Here is a 20,179-nt window from a genome sequence, read left to right as displayed (position 1 = left end):
CGGTGGCGTCATTTGATCGTGCTTGCTGTTGCCGCACCGGCCCGAACGCGGGAGATCGTATAATGAAGGGGTGCCTCAACCACAGAGATTGCCGTGACCACATCAGCCATCCCCGCGTGCCCGCAGTGCGGCATGGAAAACACCTATCCCGACGGGGACATGTACATCTGCGCCGATTGCGCGCACGAGTGGCCGCAGCGGCCGGCAGACGTCGATGAACAGGGCGCGGTGACGCGCGACGTTCATGGGAACCCGCTGAATAACGGCGACACCGTCGTGGTGATCAAGGACCTGAAGGTCAAGGGTTCGTCGATTCCACTGAAGCAAGGGACCGTCATCCGCAACATCCGCCTGGTCGAAGGGGATGCCGATCACATCGAAGGGAGCTCCGACAAGATCAAGGGTCTGGTGCTCAAGGTCTGCTTTCTGAAGAAGGCTTGATCACCGCGGTACGCCCCTGCCCTTGCAGGGGCATTACTCCGTCAGTCGCTGCATGAGCGACAGCACATCCAGAAGCAGGACGCTGCCGTGTTCCGGCGAGTCGATCACTTCGTGGAGGTCTTTCTTCAGTTCCGGATCCAGGTGATTCGCAACCAGCGAAGGAATGCGGATCTTCGCACCCGGTTCGATGCCGACGATGTTCTCCACCGAAGCCACAGTCAGTCCGTACCTGTGTCCGTTATGCTGGATGACGAGTATCTTGGGATGGTCGAGGCTTTCCGCCGCCTCCATCCCGTAGAGGGTACGCAGGTCGATCACGGTGGTCAGCGACTTGCCGTCGTTGACCACGCCGCACACATGCGCAGGTGCGCCAGGCGGCCTTACCAGCGCGCCATGGGATTCGACGATCTCGACAACCTGTTCAATGCGCACCGCCATGAGTCGATCGAGCTTGAATATCAGCCACGTTTCTCGTGACGGTTTGCTGCGCAATTCGGCACGCTGGATATTCTCCTCCTCCACGAGGTAGAGATCGTGGTGACCCTTGGCGAGATGCGCCATGTAAGGGTCTGCAAAAAGCTCCTCCGTACTGATGACGGTTACATCCTGCATACCGGAGGCGCGTCGGTTGATGCAGTGGGCCAGGATTCCCGTTTGCCCGGTGACGATGGGCAGCGGCAGGAGCTGCTCGTCCGTATAGCTAACGACGCTTTCAATATCGTCGACCAACAGCCCCAAATGGCCATCGCCCTTGCGCAGCACGACGACGCGCCGCACGTCCTCCACGTCGGGATCCTGGTGCTCGACGGCGCCGGAACTTTCCAGCCCAAGGAAGCGAGCAAGATCGACCACAGGCACGGCGGCTCCGCGGAGCTCCAGCCACCCGTGACACACCGCATCGGAGAGCACCGAATGTTCGAGGCTCGGCAGCCGGACAATCTCGTGGATGTGCTCCATCGGGATGGCAAGAAGGCGCCCGTCGACATGGAAGGAGACAACCTTGCGGATCCTGACCGGCGTGCGTTGCCGGTGGTCCAGACCCGACGAGCGTGGTCGCGGTACCTGAGGTACCCCCGGAACACGGGCCAGCGCACTGGCGGAAAGCACCTGGACGATACGACTCTCCAGATCGAAAGCACCCTCGATCAGGCCGATCGTGTCGCCCTCCGCCGCGAAGGAAACCACCTGCGAACCGTCCATCCGCAGCATTTCCCCGGTTCGATCGAAGCACACACCAAGCAGCGTGTGCTCGGACTTCACCACCGCCACCCGGCTGTCCCGAAGGCCATGATCGTCCGCAAGACCGAAAAGCCTGTCGAGGCGCAGCACGGGCACCATGGTACCTCGCAGCATGAACAAGCCGGCCACGTAGTCGGGGGCAAGGGGAACCCTGGTGATGGATTCGGGAAAGCCCACCACTTCCTGCAACGCATCCACAGGCAGGGCCAACTCCAGGTCGCCGACGTGGAACGACCCGAAAAGTCGACTCTCGTGACGGGAGTGAGCAGTGACATTTGGCGAAGGATGACCCACGGTGAATCCTTTATATGATGCGCTCGAACGTGCGGACGACGTACTGCTGGGTGTCGCAGTGGATGCTCAACTGGCGGCCGGCATGGCCTCCGATATCGGCGTGAACGACGCGAATGCCGGCGTCATCCAGAAGACGCTGCGCCGTCCGCGTATTGAGCTCGCCTATGCTTCCGTGCGTAGCCGACCACGTCTGTTTCATCATGAGGGCTCCCCCGGCGATCACGGCGGTCAGTTCCTCATGATCCTTGGGCGTCGCACCTAGCAACGCCAACAATGAAGGGATGGCGTCGGTGACATACTTGGCCGAACCCTCCTTCGGTGTGGCGGAGGATTCCGGTAACAAACAATGCGCAAGCGCCGACAATCCCTTCTTCTGCCAGAGGATGCCGATGCCGACGCACGACCCCAAGGTACTCCTGAGGACTTGTGCGCTGCTTCCAAGCCGCACTTCGCACATGCCGACATGGACATCGATCGCTGTCATGTCGATGGCACCGCATTTCGGTATATCAACGGCTGCTGGAAGGCAAAGCCGCTTCGTATTCTGTGCAGGGACTCCGATTCGCCGATGATCAGCACGGAGTTCGGAGCCATCGACCGCCGCACCGCATCCACGACGGCCTCCTGACCCGTTTCGTCGAAATAGATGAGTACGTTGCGCAACAGGACCAGGTCGAACCGGTTTGCGGCCACAAGGGTCTGGTACAGGTTGTGCTGGCGGAACGTTATGTTGCCTCTGAGCAACGAAGAAGCTCGATAGGCGTTATCCCGGCACTCGAAGTATTTCTCGAGCATGTCTTGCCGGCTGTGCTTCAATCCTTCCGCGTTCCGGCCGCGATAGATGCCGGCTGCACCGACATCGAGCACGCCCTGTGCGATGTCGGTGGCCATGATGCGATACGTGAAGTCGCGATGCTTGAGGCGGAATTCCTCCGCCGTCATCGCCAACGAGTACGCCTCTTCTCCGGTGGATGCCGCTGCCGACCAGATCGTCATGGTCTTGCCGGGGTTCGACCTGTACCAGCCCGGGAAGAAGTCATCCGTCAAGTACTGCCAGACCCGCGCTGTACGAAAGAACGAGGTCTCATTGGTCGTCACAAGATCGATGAAACGTGCGACCTCGTCTTTCGAACCATCCAGTACGGCGAGATATTCGTCGTAACTCCGTAGCTGGAGTTCCTGGACGCGCCGGCGCAGTCGCCCGTGCAGAAGCGTCCATTTGCGTTCGGCCATGACGATACCCGTGTACCGATGCACGCGTGCGAGCATGGCTTGGCGGGTATCCGGACCAACGATGGCTTCGGTAGTCAACATCGTGCGTCAGGTGGCGAAGTTGTTGACGGTTGCGTTGAGTTCGCTGGCGCCTTCCATCAAACCGCCACATGCGCGGGCGATGTTGTCGCACGTTGCAGCGGTCTTCTCCGTTTCCTCGGCAATGTGCTGCACCGCTGCGGCGACCTCGCGAGCGGCCACGGCCTGTTCGTCCGCCCCACACGAAATCTCCGACATGGCTTGCGTGGTATTGACCACCCCGAACAGGATCTTGTCGAACGCTGCCGAGGCCTCCTTGGAAATCTGGCTGCCCTGGGAAACACGCTTGGTGGACTCGCCGATCAGCTTCGAGATCTCCTTTGCGGCCTGGGACGACCTCTCGGCAAGTTTCCTTACCTCGTCGGCAACCACCGAGAAGCCCAGGCCGTGTTCGCCTGCGCGTGCCGCCTCGATGGCGGCATTGAAGGCAAGCAGATTGGTTTGGCTGGCGATCTCGCCGATAACCTTGCTGATCTCGGCGATATCCTCCGACGACTTGTGAATGAGGTCCATCGATTCGATCGACTTTTCCAAGGCCTTTGCGCCCCGCTCCGCCTCCTGCTGGGTGTCCTTGGCCAGACGGTCGGCGTTTTGCGCATTGCTGGCAATCGAGCTGATGGAGGCGGTCAGTTCCTCGATGGTGGCGTTCATCTGCTCCACTGTCGCCCCTAGAAGCTGGGCCCCGGCCGCCATCTCGTTGGACTGTTGGGCGATCTCGGTCGACGCAGAGGAGAACCCCTCGGCACGACGCTTCACCAGGTCCTCAAGTTCGCCCTGGAAGGTGATGTCCGCGGCGAACTTCACAATCTTGTGCAGCTTGCCGTTGCCATCGTAAATGGGGTTGTAGCTGGCCTGGAGCCAGATCGTGCGGCCGTTCTTGGCCACGCGGCGGTAGCGGCCCGAATCGAATTCGCCACTGCGCAGTCTTTCCCAGAACGCCTTGTACTCCGGACTTGCCGTATAGGCGTCGTCACACAGCTTGCGATGGTGTTGGCCGACCAGTTCGTGCAGCGAGTAACCGACGACAGAAAGGAAATTGGCATTCGCCGATGTCACATAGCCGTCGAGATCGAATTCGATGACGGCCTGGGACTTGTCGAGCGCCGTCATCTTGCCGTCGAGCTCTGCCGATTTGTCCACGATAGTGGTGATGTCGGTGGCGAACTTGATGACCTTATAGAGTTCGCCCTCGGCATTGAACACGGGGTTGTAGGAAGCGCTGAGCCACACTTCGCGCCCATCTGCCGCAATGCGCTTGAACTCACCCACTTCGGGCTGCCCAGAGGCGAGACGCTTCCAGAACTTCGTGTAGTCCTCGCTTTCTGCGAACGCGGGTTCGCAGAACATCCGATGGTGGCGACCCACCACGTCTTCGAGGCTGTAACCGAGAACCTTCAGGAAGTTCTGGTTGGCGGCCAGAACGGTTCCATTCAAGTCGAACTCGATGATGGCTTGAACGCGGTGAAGCGCATCGCGCTCGGCTTTCAAACTTTGCAGTTCTTGCACTGCGCTTGCGGCACTAACCATGATGTTCCCCGTGTCAAGTTGTTACGTCGGTTTTATCGGCAAAAAATCGGCAATCTTTAGTTCCAGGAGCGCGCGCAATCGTTATGAATGCCGCCTGTCGTTTCATTCGGCGATAGTGATCGCCACCATGTTCGCTGCTGCGGCGATGACCTGCTCCAGTGAGCAACTCACCGCACGTTTTGCATTCCATGGTTTAGTGAAACGGGCCACTTCATCGAGTAGTGCGATACACGAAACCGCCAAGGGACGATTGCCTGTATCGCGCGCATAGGACAGAAGAACCGTCGCACGAAAGCCAATCTCCTCCACGTCCTCGTCGGTGAACGCGTTCAACAGCGCGAGTGCTTCCTCCGCAATCACCGAACCAGACACCGATGCGGGCGGTCCGGCAGAAGAGAGCGATGACATGGCACACCCCCTCAGAACTCGCGCCATGCGCTACCGTCGTCCGCCATCGCCGCAACGGCGACGGCACGGCCTGGAGGCAACGGAGTGGAACGGGCCGGCTCCTGGTGGATCACGGTACGGGCCGAGTATGCAGGTTTCGCCTGCCCAATTTCGGCGTCGCTGCCGACGATAGAGAAGAATGACACCTTGCGAAGCAGGTCCTGCGAAAGGTCCGAGGCATTCTTGCTGGCTGCACTGGCCTCTTCCACGAGCGCGGCGTTCTGCTGGGTAACATCGTCCAACGTGACGACCGCGTTGTTGATCTGCTCGATACCGGCGGCCTGCTCCTGGGATGCCGCGGTAATCTCCTCGATGATCGAGCTCACAGAGCGAACGCCCTTCGCGATCTCCTCCAACGCCGTACCCGTACGTGCCACCAGCGATGCACCAGCGTCCACCCGCTCGACGGTGGAGTTCACCAACGCCTTGATGTCCTTGGCCGCTGCCGCACTGCGTTGTGCCAGGTTCCGGACTTCGACCGCGACGACAGCGAAACCCCTTCCCTGATCCCCGGCGCGCGCGGCTTCCACGGCGGCATTCAGGGCAAGGAGGTTGGTCTGGAAGGCGATTTCATCAATGAGCGACACGATGGATCCGATCTGCTTGCTGGCGTCGGTGATCTGCCCCATGGCCTCGCCAGCTTCCGCCGATACCTGGCTGCCTACCTCGGCATCGCCGCGGACACGCAGTGCCAACTGGCGCGCCTGTTCTGCACCGTCCGCGTTTTGCTTTACGGCTGCTGCCAGCTGCTCCATGGCGGCTGCCGTTTCTTCCAGCGAACTGGCTTGTTCCTGGGTACGCTGAGACAGATCGTCGTTACCCTGGGCGATGTCCCCCGCCGACGACGAAACTTGCTGCGAGATGTGTCGCACATCGTTGACGATGCTTGCTAAATGCCTGTCCATCGTATCCAGGGCGCGAAGCGTGTCGGTGAACTCGTCGTTGCCCGAAACGACGGTAGCATTGTTGAGTCGCCCACCTTCGATGGCCTGCGCCAACGCACGCGCCTTGCTCAGAGGTATCAGGACGCTTCTCGCGAGCAACACTGCCACGGACAAGAGTGAAACGACGCTGACAGCAAGGGCTCCGAGCGATATGTACCGGGTTCGGACATAGCTATCGCCGGCTGCCACAGATGCGGCATTGGCCTGCTTGCTGTTGATACCCGCCAATTCGTCGATACGATCGGCCAGTCGGCCGATGGCCGGGCCGACCACATCGATCTGCATCTTCTTCACTTCGTCTGTCTTGCCCGCCTCGATCATCGCCAGCTCTGTATTGACCAGCGGTAGTGTCTTCTCACGTTCCGCGACGTAGGCTTCCGCGGCCTTGCGTTCTTCATCGGAAGTGACTTTCGATGGATAGTAACGGCCCCACGCCGCGGCTTCCCTGTCAAGACCCGCCCGGACGCGGTTGCCAGTCTCCTTGATGGTCGGATCGACGATGGCTCTCAGCATCGCGACACGAACGTCCACGATGGACTTCTGCGCTTCGGTCACCGCCATCATCGACATGACGTTCGATTGATACATGCCCTGCACGAGGGCATAGGTGTTTTTCACTCCGACGACACCGCTTCCGCCAAGGAAACATATGAGCGCCAATGCGATGCCCATTGCCGAAAATATCTTTGCACGAACCGGAAATCGCATGCGTTTCCCCCTGACTTTCTTGCCCGCACGCCAAATGTGGCGGCTATGAAATGAATCTTCCCGACGGCGAACGCCTTAATTGCCTTCTTGTCGTCGCATCGGAATGTTGTTTACAAGCCGGAGTCGCAACATCTCCGCCACCAGTTCCGCGCACGTACTCTTTACCGTGGAAGCGCTGCAACGGTCGCTGCACAGAAGCGCCACTTCGAGCGCCTTGGCCGCCTCGTATGTACTGCGAAGGCCGCGTTCGGCTGTCATTTCCGCCAACTGCGATGCGCCAACCACGGCATTGCGGAGGTTTCCGGATCTCAATGCGGTAAACAGTTCGATCGCCTGATGCGATACCGCGTAGTTACTTCCCGACGGTGAGAGATCGGCAAGCGAGGATGCCCAATCCTCTTCCTGCAATGCCATATCCCTGATATTGCATCTGTCGGAATTAATAGACGTAACATGCTTCACAACGCCCCCTTACTTCCCGAAATCGCTTTTCCGGCCTAGTGCATCCTCCATGCCAGCCCGCAATTCGCGTTTAGCTCGATACAAGTAATTTCGAATCTCAATTCGAGATATACCGCGAATAAATGTGCCGTTTTTGCGCACGTCAGCTTCCGACCTTTTTCGGCGGTTTGTGACTTTTGTCCGGTTTTGGGAATCAGGCCACTAAGCGAAACCGAAGGAACGTCACGGCTGGGCGCGCGGCCGCCACCCGCAATCCCACGCCTGGCGCCATACGATGAGCAGTGGCTCGGGGTGTGCATCGAGCGTGTGCGGTCCGGCGCCGAGTACCCACCGCGAAGCGCCGGGCCTTTCGTCTATCGATACCGACACTTCGCGCTGACCGTCCGTGACGACGTAGTCGCCGGCCAGCGTCAGTGTGAAACGCTGCTGGCCATCCGCCGCGGGAAGCCCCAGTCCCGCCATGCGCACGCCCGCCGTGCCGGGGCGATAGTTGCGCACGATAAACGCCTGGGCCGCCGGCGGGTACCGTCCATCGATGGCGGCCATCGTATGGTTTGCGATCAGCCATGCGGCAATGTCGTCGGGCATACGGCCGTTCTCGAAGCGCTCGCGGGCCAGGCTTTCGATCACCGGGTAGTACGGCCGCCGCCGGAAGATGCCGCCGCTCTTCGCGTCCATCAGCGTATCGGCCGGGTTGGTGCAGTCGATCACGACGCGCAACTGCGCTTCCTCGGCTGCCAGGGCATTGCGCCAGGGTGGCGCGCGTGCGACGACCAACGACAACTCCGCCACGGCAACGACGGCGACGAAGACGGCATTTCCCCTGGGCGGCAGCACGCTCGAGCGAGCGACGAAACCTACCAGGCAAAGCATCGCCATCGGGACCACCGGCAGGAAATCCTGCTCGGTCGGCAGAGGCCACACGCACCAGATCAGCAGCATGAAGGTCAGTGCGTGCACGGCGACGAACGCTCTCCATCGCGCCATCGCGTCCAGCCGGCGTGCGTATATGGCGGTGCCACCGACGATCGCGATGGCAAGCACGAGGTATCCGACGAGGCGGCCGTGAGGCTCCGAGTGGCCGGTGGGTGCCATGTTGTACGCCACGATGTCGTACCAGGCCGGGGCGGCATCGTGCTGCAATACAAGCCACAGGACGAACGCACCGGGAACCACGAACGCGCCCACGAGGAGGGCGAAGGCATTCACCGAAGCAAGGCGGCGATGCTCCCACCACCATGGCGCCCAGATGGCCGCCGCGAACACAAGCGCGATAACCGCCAACGGCAGCGTTTTCTGCGATACGGACAATGCCGCGCCGAACAGCAAGCCACTGAAAAACCAACCCAGGGCTCTGCCACGAGCAAGGACGGCCACTGCCATGCCGGAAAGCCACAGCGCAGCCCATGCATCGTCCGTGCGGAACTCGCCTGACTTGAGAAACACGATGGGAAACAGGCCGACAAGGAGCACGGTCGCATCGGCGACGCCGCGCGAATGCAGCCGGCGTGCAATGAACCAGGTCGCCACCAAGGCCAGCACATACCAGGGCACCACCGCCAGGCGCAACCACCAGAGGATGTCCGAGCGTTCGCCGAGATCCTTCAGCAGCGCCGCATGCATCGTGCTGAACAACGGCCCGTGATTGTCGAAGACATCTCGATACGGCATGGCGCCCTGCGCCAAGCTCCACGCCACATGGGCATGCTGGGGCTCGTCTGAGTTCAGCGAATAAGCGGACAACCACAACAGGCGGAGGCCGAGAAGGACGAGAACGCCGCCCCATCGCATGACGCTGCGCCTCGTCGGGATGCTTGTATTCATGGCGCGCGCCGGTTGGCTTGTGAGGTAGCCGACTCGCCGAACCGAGTCGGATACGACAGTAGTTCGACGATCTTTCCGTCTGCTTTCTCAACGGCATCGCCGAGGTACCGGGTAAGCTCCCGCGTCGCGCGTCAAGGACGAACCTGTGCAAGGTGCTGCGCCGGTACAAGACCTTCCCAACCGTCTTGCAGGATGACCGCGTTTTGCACGAACGCCGGCGGCGAACCGTGGCCAGCGTGAACGAGAGCCAGGCCCGACGGGTTGTCACGAGCCCAGGCCACGTGGTCGGTGACTACGGGCAACGGTTCCGCAAGGCGGGCCAGGTAAGTGATCATGCCCGGCTCGTCGTCTACCGCGGCCACTGTCACGCCGCGACGCTGCAGATCCTTCACCACCGTGGCCAGGCCGCTAGGGTCCATGTGCGCATCCACGTGCACGCCCAATAGCAAGACGCCAGCCGCGAGTGCCATAAGGCTGGCGAACGAAGCCTTCCGCAGCCGCCCACCTTCACTCGTGTCGCCCCATGTTCGCGCGACGGAGGCACCCAGCAAGAGCAATGCAAAGGACGCGCCGATGGCGACATACGACATCGGGTCGCCCCGCTCGCCAATGATCGTCGTCGCCAGGAACCATACCCAGGCCAGCGATGCGAACAGGAGAAGTATCCGTACGCGCGGGAAAGAAAACGCGCCCCCTTCGCCATTGGGCAGGCTGGCGAGCAACAGTGCCATCCCCGGAAGGAGCGGCAGCAGATAGTGGAGCTGCTTGCCGCTGATCAGCGAAAACAATACGAACGCGGGCAGTGTGGCGGCGACTCCAAATCGCCCGGCACTCGTCGCGAGGGCCACCCGAAGGTTGTGGCGAAGTCGTTTCCAACGAACCAGGAGCGCCCACGGCAGCAGGAATGGGAGCACCCATGGCAAGTACCACAGAACGCTTCGGGAGTGGGCGAAGCTGTTCGCCACCCGGCCGATGGAATGGTGGGCCAGGGTATCGATGACCGATACGCTCCCGACATGCATGGCACTCACCACGGCCCATGCTGCCAGCGGCGTGGATGACAACAGGACGCATGCACCAATTCCGGAGGCAATCCGGAACGGCCGTTCCAAGGGTTGCGAACGCCACCAGCGTACCGTAGCGACCGGACCCAGGAGATGCACCAGGTACACCGGCCCTTTCATGAGCAGGCCGAGAGAGAACGCCACCAGGACAAGGGCGATGCCGCTCCTCACCTCCCCTTGCAGCCATCGGACGAGACCCAGAAAGCCGAGCGCGACAAAGAAGACGAGCGGCACGTCGAACATGGCTATCGGCGTAAGCGCACCGAACATGACAAACGGCAGAAGGATCCAGCCGGTGACCGCAGGATCGGGGTGTCGCAATCGCCTTGCCACGCCAACGACGCAGGCCACCGCGCCGGCCGCGGAGCAGATACAGACGACGCGTGCAGCCAGGGTGGAAACGCCGAACACGGCCCATGCCACGTTGATGAGCCAGAACAGCAGCGGCGACTTGTCCATATAAGGAAGACCGTTCAAGGTCAGGCCAATCACGTCTCCCGACTGGCGCATTTCCCATGCAATGGAGAGATAGCGCGTCTCGTCGATCGGCACCGCAGGCAACACGGCCGCTGGCAACAGCCACACGAACGCGACACACCACGGTCGGTCGCGCAACTGTCTACTGGCCCGGCTTATCAGCTTCATGGGTGCCGCCCGGGTGGCCTCCTCCCGCCGCCGATGTCTGCCAGGTGACGGTACACGGGCCGCTTTATCGCCTCGCACGTTGCGACGAACAACAACGCGATCAGCGTGACCGTGGCGATCGTCGTCCAGGACAATGCGACGAACCCGAACCAGGATGCAGCCACCGAGTATGGCAGTGCCAGCGCGACGAAAGTCATGACCAGGGACGTGGCCAGGAGAATGCGCCCAGGTCGGCTCCTGTAAAACGTTCGGCATGTGCGGAGCACGAGAAGAACCCACAACTCCGTGAGCAGGGACTCCACGAACCATCCCGTGCGGAATGTTTCTTCACTGGTGCCTGCGAGCGATAACAAGGTCACGAACGTGATCAGGTCGAACAGGCTGCTGGTGAGACCAAATGTCAGCATGGCTCTCCTGATAAGACCGATGTCCCATCGATGAGGTGTGTTCCGCCACTCGTCGTCCACACGGTCTGTCGCGATACCCAGGGACGGAACGTCACCGAGAAAATTATTCAGGAGTATCTGTTTGGCGAGTAGCGGCAAAAACGGCAAGAAGAGCGACGCCGCAGCCATGCTTAACATGTTGCCGAAATTGCCGCTGGTGGCGATGAAGATGTACTTGATCGTGTTGGCGAACGTTCGCCGTCCCTCGTCGATGCCTTTCCGTATGACGTCGAGATCGTGCCGAAGCAGCACAAAGTCGGCAGCATCCTTCGCTACATCCACTGCGGTGTCGACGGAGATGCCGACATCCGCGGCGTGCAGGGCGGGCGCATCGTTGATGCCGTCACCAAGGAATCCCACGACGTGCCCCGCATGGCGAAGCGCTGTGATGATCCTCTCCTTCTGATTCGGCTCGATCTCCGCGAACAGAGTGGTTCTCGAGGCCCGATGCCACAATGCGTCGTTGTTGAGCTGCCTCAACGTCTCGCCGGTCATCTCTTCCTGTACAGGCATGCCGATGGATCGTGCGACATGCCTGGCCACATATCGATTGTCGCCTGTGACGATCTTCACCTGCACGCCAAGCGCCTGGAGACCCGCGAGGGTTGCAGCAACCTGGGGCTCGGGCGCATCGAAAAACAGAAGAAACCCGATGAGGGTCATGTCGATTTCGTCGTGCGCCTCGTAACGGTCGCGTACGTCCACCGTGCGTCGAGCGAGCGCGAGCACCCGATAACCTTGCTCGCTCCACGCGACGAAGCGGGCTAGCGCGTCTTCCTTCCGTGCATCGTCCATGGCGGCGTCGCCCGCCGCCGTGCTTACGCGGCTACAGGCTTCAAGCATGTTCGGCACCGCGCCCTTTGTGACCAGCACTGCCTCGCCGCCGGCCACGCGTGCGACGATGCCAAGCCGGCGGCGCTGAAAATCGAAAGGAATCTCGCCGATCTTCCCGCTTGCCTCGACCTTTATCCCATCGGCCGCCGCCCGTTCCTTGATGGCATCGTCCAGCGCGTTGTGGATACCGGCCTGCATCACTGCATTCATGGTGGCGAAGTGCAGCACTTCCTTCGACGCCCCCCCGACCGGATCGACCGCGGAGTCCAGTGCGATCACGCCGTGTGTCAGCGTGCCGGTCTTGTCCGTGCATAGAACGTCCATGCTGCCGAGGTTCTCGATCGCGTTGAGGCGCTTCACGATCACGCCTTCGCGCGCCAAAGCGCGCGCGCCGTGGGACAAGGTCACGGTCAGGATCGCCGGAAGCAGCTCCGGCGATAGACCCACGGCGAGCGCAGCGGCGAACAGCAGCGTGTCGATCATCGGACGATGCAGCACGATATTGGCCGCGAGCACCACGATTACCACTGTCAGCATCAGCCGGACCAGGAAGTTACCGAGCCGGCGAAGGCCGAGCTCGAATTCGGTCTCCAGGGGCCGACGCCGCAGTCTCTCGGCGATGCCACCGAAGACGGTTCGCATGCCCGTCTCCACGACGATCACGCGCGCCCACCCACTGCGAACCGACGTGCCCAGGAACACGCTGTTGTCGCGTTGTGCCAGGCTCGCGCCTCCGGCGCACTCGCCGGGCTGTTTCGCTACAGGAAGCGCCTCTCCTGTCAGCATCGCCTGGCTGACGTAACAGTCCCGTGCTTCAAGCACCCGAGCGTCTGCGGGCACGAGCGATCCCGCCGATAGCTCTACGATGTCGCCCGGCACGATCGATTCGACCGGCAGTTTCTGCATCCCTCCGTCGCGCAAGACCTGTGCGGAGACGGCAACGCGCTGTCGGAGGGCCTGCACCGCCGCCGCGGCGCGATACTCCTGGGCGAAACTGAGCACGGCCGTCAGCACCACGATGCCGAGCACGATCCACGCATCGAGCCACTCCCGCACCGCCAGTGATACCCCGGCCGCGACGATCAGGATGAGAACGAGTGGACTCGTGAAGCGACTGACCAGGAGCCGGAGCCAGACCGGTGTCGCGCGGTCGGACAGCGTGTTGGGCCCGGCCTCCGTCAAACGTCTCGCCGCTTCCGCGGTGGACAGTCCAACCGACGTCGCGTCCAGCACCTTCAAGAGGTCGGGCTCGCTCAGCGCCCACCACGAAGCCACGCTGTTGGCTGTAGGCGATTTCATCGCTGCCCATCAACGCTGCCAGAGCACGAGCGGCAGTTCGGCGGGAAGGAAGGCATCCTCGTGCCACGGATGCAGGCGCACCGTGTAATCGGCCGCAGGACGCGTCGCCGGGAGCGCCGCTTCAAACTCATAACCGTGGATGGCGCCACTGATCGCTGCGCCGGCCTCCATCGGTACGCACTGGCGTGGCATGCCGTCCCGCTCGTCGGCGTACAGTTCCGCCCTCACCCAGTCGAGTTGCAGGCCACCGAGGTATGCCTGCGCACGGAATCGCCAGGTATGGCCTTCGAGCACCACCTCCACGTCGCCCAGCCTCGCCTCATGCCAGTGCGAGACCACCTCGGAAGCCCACGACGGCAATTCGTTTTTCTGTTCCCGCCGGCGCAGGGCGCGCGCCGCCGGGAGGTAAAAGTCCTGCAGGTAATCGAGCAACATCCTGTTGCTGCTGAAGCGTGGTGCGAGACGCGACATGCTTGCGCGCATGCGCCGTACCCAGCGCGTCGGCACCCCGTGCGCATCGCGTTCATAGAAACAGGGAACGATCTCGTTCTCGAGCAGGCGGTACAGACTCTCGGCATCCCCTGCATCGGTGCCCTTGCCGTCGATGGCCCAGCCACACGCGTCGTCGTATGCCTCCGCCCACCAGCCGTCGAGGGTGGAAATATTCAGGCCGCCATTGACGAGCGTCTTCATGCCGCTTGTACCGCAGGCCTCCCACGGGCGTCGCGGTGTATTGAGCCAGGCGTCCACGCCCTGTACCAGACGTTGCGCGAGGGCGAGATCGTAGTCTTCGAGGAAGACGACACGCCCCGCCACCTCCGGCCGTTGCGCGAACGCCACCCAGGCCTGCACCTGGCGCTTGCCCTCGATGTCGTCCGGATGGGCCTTGCCGGAGACGATCAATTGCATGGGGTGAGCAGGACCTGTGAGCAGGGCCGCGAGGCGTCGAGGGTCATGCAACAGGAGGGTCATGCGCTTGTACTCGGCGAAGCGCCGGGCCATGCCGAGAGTGAGCACGTTGGGATCGAGCACGCTTTGCGCGGCCGCCGCACCACCCCCTCCTTCGGCGCCCCGGCCAAGCTGCCATCCCAGACGCTCGCGCACGTAGCGAACCAGGTCCGCCCGCTGCCGCGCCGCAAGGTTCCACAGCGTTGTGTCGTCGCATGCCGCGATGGCCGCTTCCAGGCAGGCCAGGTTTCCGAGCCACCGGCGCTTGCCACAGGTGACCGTCCACAGCGCGTCCGCCGGTACCGAGTCCCACGACGGTACGTGCACCCCATTGGTGACGTGGCGCACGGGCACCTCGGCGAGCGGCCAGCGCGGATACAGATGGGCGAAGAGTCCGCGACTGACCTCGCCATGCAGCCGGCTGACGGCTGACACCTGTGCGCAGCCGCGCATCGCGAGGTAGGTCATGTTGAACGGCTCGTTATCGTCCGAAGGATTGACCCGACCCAATGCAAGGAGGTCGTGCAGCGACAGATCGCAGTCCGCGAGAAGGTCACGGGCATACTTCGCCACCAGCGCGGGGGCGAAGGCATCGAAGCCCGCGGCCACGGCCGTGTGTGTGGTGAAGACATTGCCTGCCCGCGTTGCCCACCACGCCTCATGGAACGATACCGACCGTTCGTGCATGTATCGCCTGGCGCGTTCAACCACCGCCAGCGCCGCATGTCCTTCGTTGAGGTGCGCCACGACGTTCTGCTTGCCGAGCGCGGCCAGGAGGCTCCAGCCGCCTATGCCGAGTACTACCTCCTGCAGCAGGCGCAGCTCGGTGCCGCTGCCGTAAAGCTTTGCCGTGATGCCCCGGTCGGCGGCGGTGTTGAGCACGTGGTTGCCGTCGAGCAGGTAGAGGCTGGCTCGCCCTACCTGCGCCTGCCACACGCGCAGGCGCAGGGGCCGACCGGGCAAGGGCACCGTCACTTCGAGCCAGCCGCCGTCCGCGTCCAGCGAAGGCTGGATGGGCAGGCTGGCCGGGTCATTGTTGGGGAACAGCTCGTGCTGGCTGCCCGTCGCGTCGATCGTCTGGCGGAAATAGCCTTCCTGGTAGAGCAGACCGATGCCCGTCATCGGTACACCGAGATCGCTGGCGGTTTTCAGGTAGTCGCCCGCCAGCACGCCAAGGCCGCCGGCGTACACGGGCAGCGCTTCGCTCAACCCGAACTCCATGCTGAAGAACGCCACCCCGTCGGGCATGTCGGCGGGCCAGAGCGACGCGCAAAGGCCGGGCTTGTCGAGGTATTCCTGGCGATCCTCTGCCGCTGTGGCCAGACCCTCGCGAAAACCGGCGTCCTCACTCAGTTGCTCGAGGCGCGCCTGCGACGCGTTCTCGAGCACCACCCACGGGTTATGCGTGGCATCCCACAGTTCGGCGTCCACCTGCCGCCACACGCTGTCTACCGCGTGGTTCCAGGTCCAGCGCAGATCGAGCGCCAGATCGGTAAGCGCCTCGAGTCCGACAGGCGTTGCGCGTGGCGGTATCCGGTGCATGCGGCCTCACTCGACGATGATGCGGCGCCATCGATGGTCGCTGCGTCCGTCGTGGCCGGTATTGATGGGGATCAAGCGGCCGCGTGGACAGCGATGTTTCCATCGCTGCACCACCTCAAGCGATGGCATACGCGTGGCGCCTCTCGTTCTCACCGCCGGGACACCGCAGCCCCTGGGTGCGTACTGGGACGGCCGTGGCGTGAACCTCTCGGTGTTCACGCGCCATGCCCGGCGTGTGGAATGGTGCCTTTTCGATGCCAGCGGCCAGCATGAGGTGGCGCGACTGCCCCTGCCTGCACGTGAAGGCGACATCTGGCATGGGTACCTGGAGGGCGCGGCGCCGGGCCTCGTCTACGGTTTGCGTGTGCACGGGCCTTACGAGCCGGCCCAAGGGCACCGTTTCAACCCGCAAAAGCTGCTTGTCGATCCCTACGCGAAGGCCCTGCAAGGAAGCTTCCACTGGAACGACGCCGTCTTCGGTTATACGCGCGGCGCGCCCGATGAAACGGCGGCACCCGATGGCCGCGACAGCGCACCCTTCGTTCCGAAGAGCGTCGTGACCGCCCCCTTCCCCAGTGTGCGACAGCGCCCTGCGCGGCCGCGCATTCCCTGGACGGACACGGTGATCTACGAGATGCACGTGAAGGGACAAACCATGCGCCATCCGCGCATCCCGGCGGGCATCCGCGGCACGATGGCGGCCCTGGCGGACCCCAACCTCATAAGTTACTGGCGGGATCTAGGTATTACCGCGCTCGAATGGATGCCGGTCGCGAGCTTCCTCGATGAAGAAGACCTGGTGAGGCACGGACTCACCGACTACTGGGGCTACAACCCCATCGCGCCGTTGGCCGTCCACTCGCCTTACCTCGCATCGGGCCGCGTCCAGGAGATGGTGGACACGATCGACCGGCTCCACGCGGCCGGGCTGGAGGTGATCCTCGACGTCGTCCTGAACCACACGGCGGAAGGCGGCGAACGAGGCCCGACACTGAGCCTGCGCGGGCTGGACAACGCCACCTACTACCAACTCCGCAAGGACGACGCCTCGACATACGTCGACGATTCCGGATGCGGCAATACGCTGGATCCGGAAGAGCCTGCCGTCATCGCACTGTTTCATGCCGCACTGAGGTACTGGGCCTGCGACATTGGCGTGGACGGCTTCCGCTTCGACCTCGCGACGCTGCTCGGCCGCTGGGAAACGGGTCGGTTCGACGCGAACGCGGCGCTCTGGCGAACCATCGCGGCCGACCCCGATCTTCGCGACGTGAAGCTGATCGCCGAACCATGGGATGCCTCGTCCCGCGGCAGCGCGCTTGGGGCATTCCCCTCGCCCATTCGCGAATGGAACGGCCGCTACCGCGACGACATACGCCGGTTCTGGCGTGGCGACGCCTGCACGCGTGGAGCGCTTGCCACCCGCCTCGCCGGATCCAGCGACGTCTTCGCTCATGGCGGACGGACACCCGGCATGGGGGTCAACTTCGTCACCTGCCACGACGGCTTCACCCTGGCGGACCTCACCGCTTATGCCCTCAAGCACAACGAAGCGAATCCATACGAAGGCCAGGACGGAAGCACGGAGAACCTGAGCGCAAACGGCGGCGTCGAAGGCCCGACCCGCGATGCCGGCGTGCTCGCGGCACGACGCCGGCGATGCCGGGCCATGCTCGGCACACTGGCGTTGTCACGCGGCGTGCCCATGCTCCTGGCAGGCGACGAACTCTCGCGTACGCAACTCGGCAACAACAATGCGTTCTGCCAGGACAACGCCATGAGTTGGCTCAACTGGAGCGCGCTTGGCGATCCCGGCCGCGATCTGCGCGCGTGGATCGCCGAAGCCTTGAGTCTTCGCCGCAGGTTGCCATTCCTCCGCCTGGATGCCTTCTATACCGGCACATCGCCCGGCGGCGTTGCGGAAGACAGCGACATACGCTGGTTCGAGCCGGACGGACGCGAAATGAATGACGCGGCCTGGATGGACAACATGCAGCGAGCACTTGCGGTTCTCGTTTCGGGGCCTTCGCTTCCCGAAGATCGTCGCGAACGGCTCTTCCTGGCGCTCAACCCCGGCCAGGGGACGGTTCCATTCCTTTTACCGGCGCCTCGGGGAATGGACGCCTGGCGCGTCGTGCTCGACAACGGCGACGACGCCGGGACGGCGCGGGGCAACGTCGTTCCCTGCGGCAACCTCGTCGATGTTCCGCCGGGCGGCTTGCTCGCGTTCGAGCCCGAATTGCAGGCCAGGTAAGCCGACTCTGCCGGCGTGGCGTCAGGGGCGCAGAACCGCCGCCCCGAAAAGCCGGCCCTCGCGCAGATCCGCAAGCGCTTCGTTAGCCTTTTCAAGAGGATACACGGTGGTATTCGCGTGAACTCCACAATGTTCCGGCGCCGCGAAGTAGCTCGTGGCATCGCCGCGTGTGAGGTTGGCCACCGACACCAGCTCCCGCTCTTCCCACAGGAGTGCATACGGAAACGAGGGAATGTCCGACATGTGGATGCCTCCGCACACGACCCGGCCGCCCTTGCGCACGGCTCGCAAGGCGAGCGGCACGAGGTCGCCGGCCGGGGCGAAGATGATGGCCGCATCCAGTGGCTCCGGCGGCAGTGCCTCCGCGTCACCGGCCCAGCACGCGCCCTGGGCCAGCGCGAACGCCTGGTGCTCGCTGTCGCCGGCGCGCGTGAATGCAAACACCTTCCGTCCCTGGCCGACCGCCACCTGGGTCAGCAGGTGCGCGGCGGCACCGAAACCGTACAAGCCCAACGCGGTCCCGTCGCCGGCCTTCTTCAACGCACGCCAGCCGATGAGGCCTGCGCACATCAGCGGCGCAGTGGCGACGGGATCGTCGTGCGCGGCAAGGGGCACGCAGAATGCGGCGCGGGCAAGGATATGAGTGGCGAACCCGCCCGGACGGGTGTACCCCGTGAATTCAGGCGCATCGCAAAGGTTTTCCATGCCCATCAGGCAGTAACGACACTTTCCGCAGGTACCTCCGAGCCAGCAGACGCCGGCGCGCTGCCCTACCGCCAGCCCCGTGTCGGCCGATCCGAGCGCTTCCACGATGCCGACCACCTCGTGGCCCGGCGTCACGGGTGGACGCACCTTGGGCAGCTCGCCGTCCACCACATGCAGGTCGGTGCGGCAGACGCCGCAGGCCTCCACGCGCAGGAGCACCTCACCCGGCCCGGGAGCGGGCGTGGCCGATTCCCGGGCCACCAAGGGTTGCCCGACGCGTTCCAGGACCATGGCGAGCATGTGCATCTCCCGTCGATGTTTTGCTATCCGGGTGCATCAGACCGCCCCCGCCGACAAGCTGCATTGACGAGGGTCAACATCGCTGCCGCGGCGGCGTCGAGAATGGATGACGCCCCCGCAGCGGAGACATGACGATGCTCGATTTCCTGGTCGACATCCGTTCGGACGACCGCGATACCGCGCATTTGCGCTTCGCCTTCGACCTCGCCAAGCGCTTCGGCGCGCACCTTACCGGCATGCAGGTCATCGCGCTGGACGCGAGCGTCATCGCCCTGCCCGAGCCCCTTCTGGTGCTCGAAGACGAAGAAACCTTTGCGCACGAGCGCCACGGCTGGTGGGCCAGCGCCTGCCGGAGCCGCGGTATCGACGGCACCTGGGAGGTGCGGAGGGGGGTGTACAGGCGTGTGCTGATACGGCGGGCCAGCCTTTGCGATCTGCTGATAGGCCGCTTGCCCGTGGTGGGTTCAGGCATCTCCGCGGGTACCGGACTGCTGGCTCGCGTGCTCATGTCGCGCGTGTGTCCGATGGTTCTGGTTCCCGACGATGCCGCGCCTTCTGTCATGCGGCGCATCCTCATCGCCTGGAACGGCTCGGCCGTATCGGCCCGGGCCATCCGTGCGGCGCTGCCGTTCCTTGCGCGCGCACGGAACATCACGATCCTCGCGGGTGAGCGGGAAGGCCGTGCACGCAGGGACGACGCCGACGCCCTCCTCCGCGCATGGCTCCTGCGTCATGCGCTGGTCTGCGACTGGATCGACATGGACCCCAAGGCGTCGCCGGCGGCCGCCATCGCCGAATGCGCCGAAGCCTGCCGCGCCGACGCCATCGTGATGGGCGCCTGGGGGCGTTCCCGCCTGCGCGAGATGGCCCTCGGGGGAACCACGCGCCACATGCTCGCGCATGGCCGCGTGCCGATCTTCCTTTCGGCCTGACGGGTGAGGGAAT

15 protein-coding genes are annotated in these 20,179 nt (G+C 63.4%); 3 read left to right on the top strand and 12 right to left on the bottom strand.

What is annotated here, in order from left to right:
* Positions 1 to 93: 93 nt before the first annotated feature.
* Positions 94 to 441, top strand: a complete 348-nt coding sequence (locus FHS47_RS06795) for a zinc ribbon domain-containing protein YjdM (protein WP_167024766.1) — start codon at positions 94 to 96, stop codon at positions 439 to 441.
* A 33-nt stretch (positions 442 to 474) separates the two neighbouring features.
* On the opposite strand, the gene FHS47_RS20000 is transcribed toward FHS47_RS06795, so the two are convergent.
* From FHS47_RS20000 to glgP, 11 genes are all read right to left on the bottom strand, one after another.
* The gene (locus FHS47_RS20000) at positions 475 to 1,974 is read right to left on the bottom strand and encodes a chemotaxis protein CheW (protein WP_167024763.1); all 1,500 of its coding nucleotides are present in this window, start codon (positions 1,972 to 1,974) and stop codon (positions 475 to 477) included.
* 10 nt (positions 1,975 to 1,984) lie between these two features.
* Entirely contained in the window at positions 1,985 to 2,458 is a 474-nt protein-coding gene (locus FHS47_RS06785; RefSeq protein WP_167024760.1) for a chemotaxis protein CheD, read from the bottom strand.
* On the bottom strand, positions 2,455 to 3,243 hold the full coding sequence (locus FHS47_RS06780) for a protein-glutamate O-methyltransferase CheR (protein ID WP_282097558.1): 789 nt from the start codon (positions 3,241 to 3,243) through the stop codon (positions 2,455 to 2,457). Before FHS47_RS06780 ends, FHS47_RS06785 begins: the two co-directional genes overlap by 4 nt.
* A gap of 51 nt (positions 3,244 to 3,294) precedes the next feature.
* Positions 3,295 to 4,812, bottom strand: coding sequence for a PAS domain-containing methyl-accepting chemotaxis protein (locus tag FHS47_RS06775; RefSeq protein WP_167024754.1), 1,518 nt, complete (start codon positions 4,810 to 4,812; stop codon positions 3,295 to 3,297).
* 102 nt (positions 4,813 to 4,914) lie between these two features.
* Positions 4,915 to 5,220: a hypothetical protein gene (locus FHS47_RS06770; protein ID WP_167024751.1), complete on the bottom strand. Its 306-nt coding sequence runs from the start codon at positions 5,218 to 5,220 to the stop codon at positions 4,915 to 4,917.
* A gap of 11 nt (positions 5,221 to 5,231) precedes the next feature.
* Positions 5,232 to 6,911: a methyl-accepting chemotaxis protein gene (locus FHS47_RS06765; protein WP_167024748.1), complete on the bottom strand. Its 1,680-nt coding sequence runs from the start codon at positions 6,909 to 6,911 to the stop codon at positions 5,232 to 5,234.
* A 75-nt stretch (positions 6,912 to 6,986) separates the two neighbouring features.
* Complete coding sequence (locus FHS47_RS06760; protein ID WP_167024745.1) at positions 6,987 to 7,373, bottom strand: hypothetical protein; 387 nt, start codon at positions 7,371 to 7,373, stop codon at positions 6,987 to 6,989.
* Positions 7,374 to 7,595: 222 nt separating this feature from the next.
* The gene (locus tag FHS47_RS06755; protein ID WP_167024743.1) at positions 7,596 to 9,197 is read right to left on the bottom strand and encodes a glycosyltransferase family 39 protein; all 1,602 of its coding nucleotides are present in this window, start codon (positions 9,195 to 9,197) and stop codon (positions 7,596 to 7,598) included.
* Positions 9,198 to 9,328: 131 nt separating this feature from the next.
* Positions 9,329 to 10,906 (bottom strand): glycosyltransferase family 39 protein, encoded by a 1,578-nt coding sequence (locus FHS47_RS06750; protein WP_167024740.1) that lies wholly within the window; start codon positions 10,904 to 10,906, stop codon positions 9,329 to 9,331.
* Positions 10,903 to 13,485, bottom strand: coding sequence for a magnesium-translocating P-type ATPase (mgtA, locus tag FHS47_RS06745; RefSeq protein WP_167024737.1), 2,583 nt, complete (start codon positions 13,483 to 13,485; stop codon positions 10,903 to 10,905). Before mgtA ends, FHS47_RS06750 begins: the two co-directional genes overlap by 4 nt.
* A gap of 9 nt (positions 13,486 to 13,494) precedes the next feature.
* Positions 13,495 to 15,975 carry an alpha-glucan family phosphorylase gene (gene glgP / locus FHS47_RS06740; protein WP_167024734.1) on the bottom strand — a complete coding sequence of 827 codons (2,481 nt, stop codon included), beginning with the start codon at positions 15,973 to 15,975 and terminating at the stop codon, positions 13,495 to 13,497.
* A gap of 133 nt (positions 15,976 to 16,108) precedes the next feature.
* On the opposite strand from glgP, the gene glgX reads away from it, so the two are divergent.
* Positions 16,109 to 18,229, top strand: a complete 2,121-nt coding sequence (gene glgX / locus FHS47_RS06735) for a glycogen debranching protein GlgX (RefSeq protein ID WP_167024731.1) — start codon at positions 16,109 to 16,111, stop codon at positions 18,227 to 18,229.
* A 21-nt stretch (positions 18,230 to 18,250) separates the two neighbouring features.
* On the opposite strand, the gene FHS47_RS06730 is transcribed toward glgX, so the two are convergent.
* Positions 18,251 to 19,234 (bottom strand): zinc-dependent alcohol dehydrogenase family protein, encoded by a 984-nt coding sequence (locus tag FHS47_RS06730; protein ID WP_167024728.1) that lies wholly within the window; start codon positions 19,232 to 19,234, stop codon positions 18,251 to 18,253.
* 128 nt (positions 19,235 to 19,362) lie between these two features.
* On the opposite strand from FHS47_RS06730, the gene FHS47_RS06725 reads away from it, so the two are divergent.
* Entirely contained in the window at positions 19,363 to 20,166 is an 804-nt protein-coding gene (locus FHS47_RS06725; RefSeq protein ID WP_167024724.1) for a universal stress protein, read from the top strand.
* Positions 20,167 to 20,179 lie beyond the last annotated feature (13 nt).

It is taken from the genome of Luteibacter sp. SG786, assembly GCF_011759605.1.
Classification (GTDB): domain Bacteria; phylum Pseudomonadota; class Gammaproteobacteria; order Xanthomonadales; family Rhodanobacteraceae; genus Luteibacter.
The sequence above is the reverse complement of the archived record's forward strand: the minus strand, read 5'-3'. Positions and strand labels throughout refer to the sequence as shown.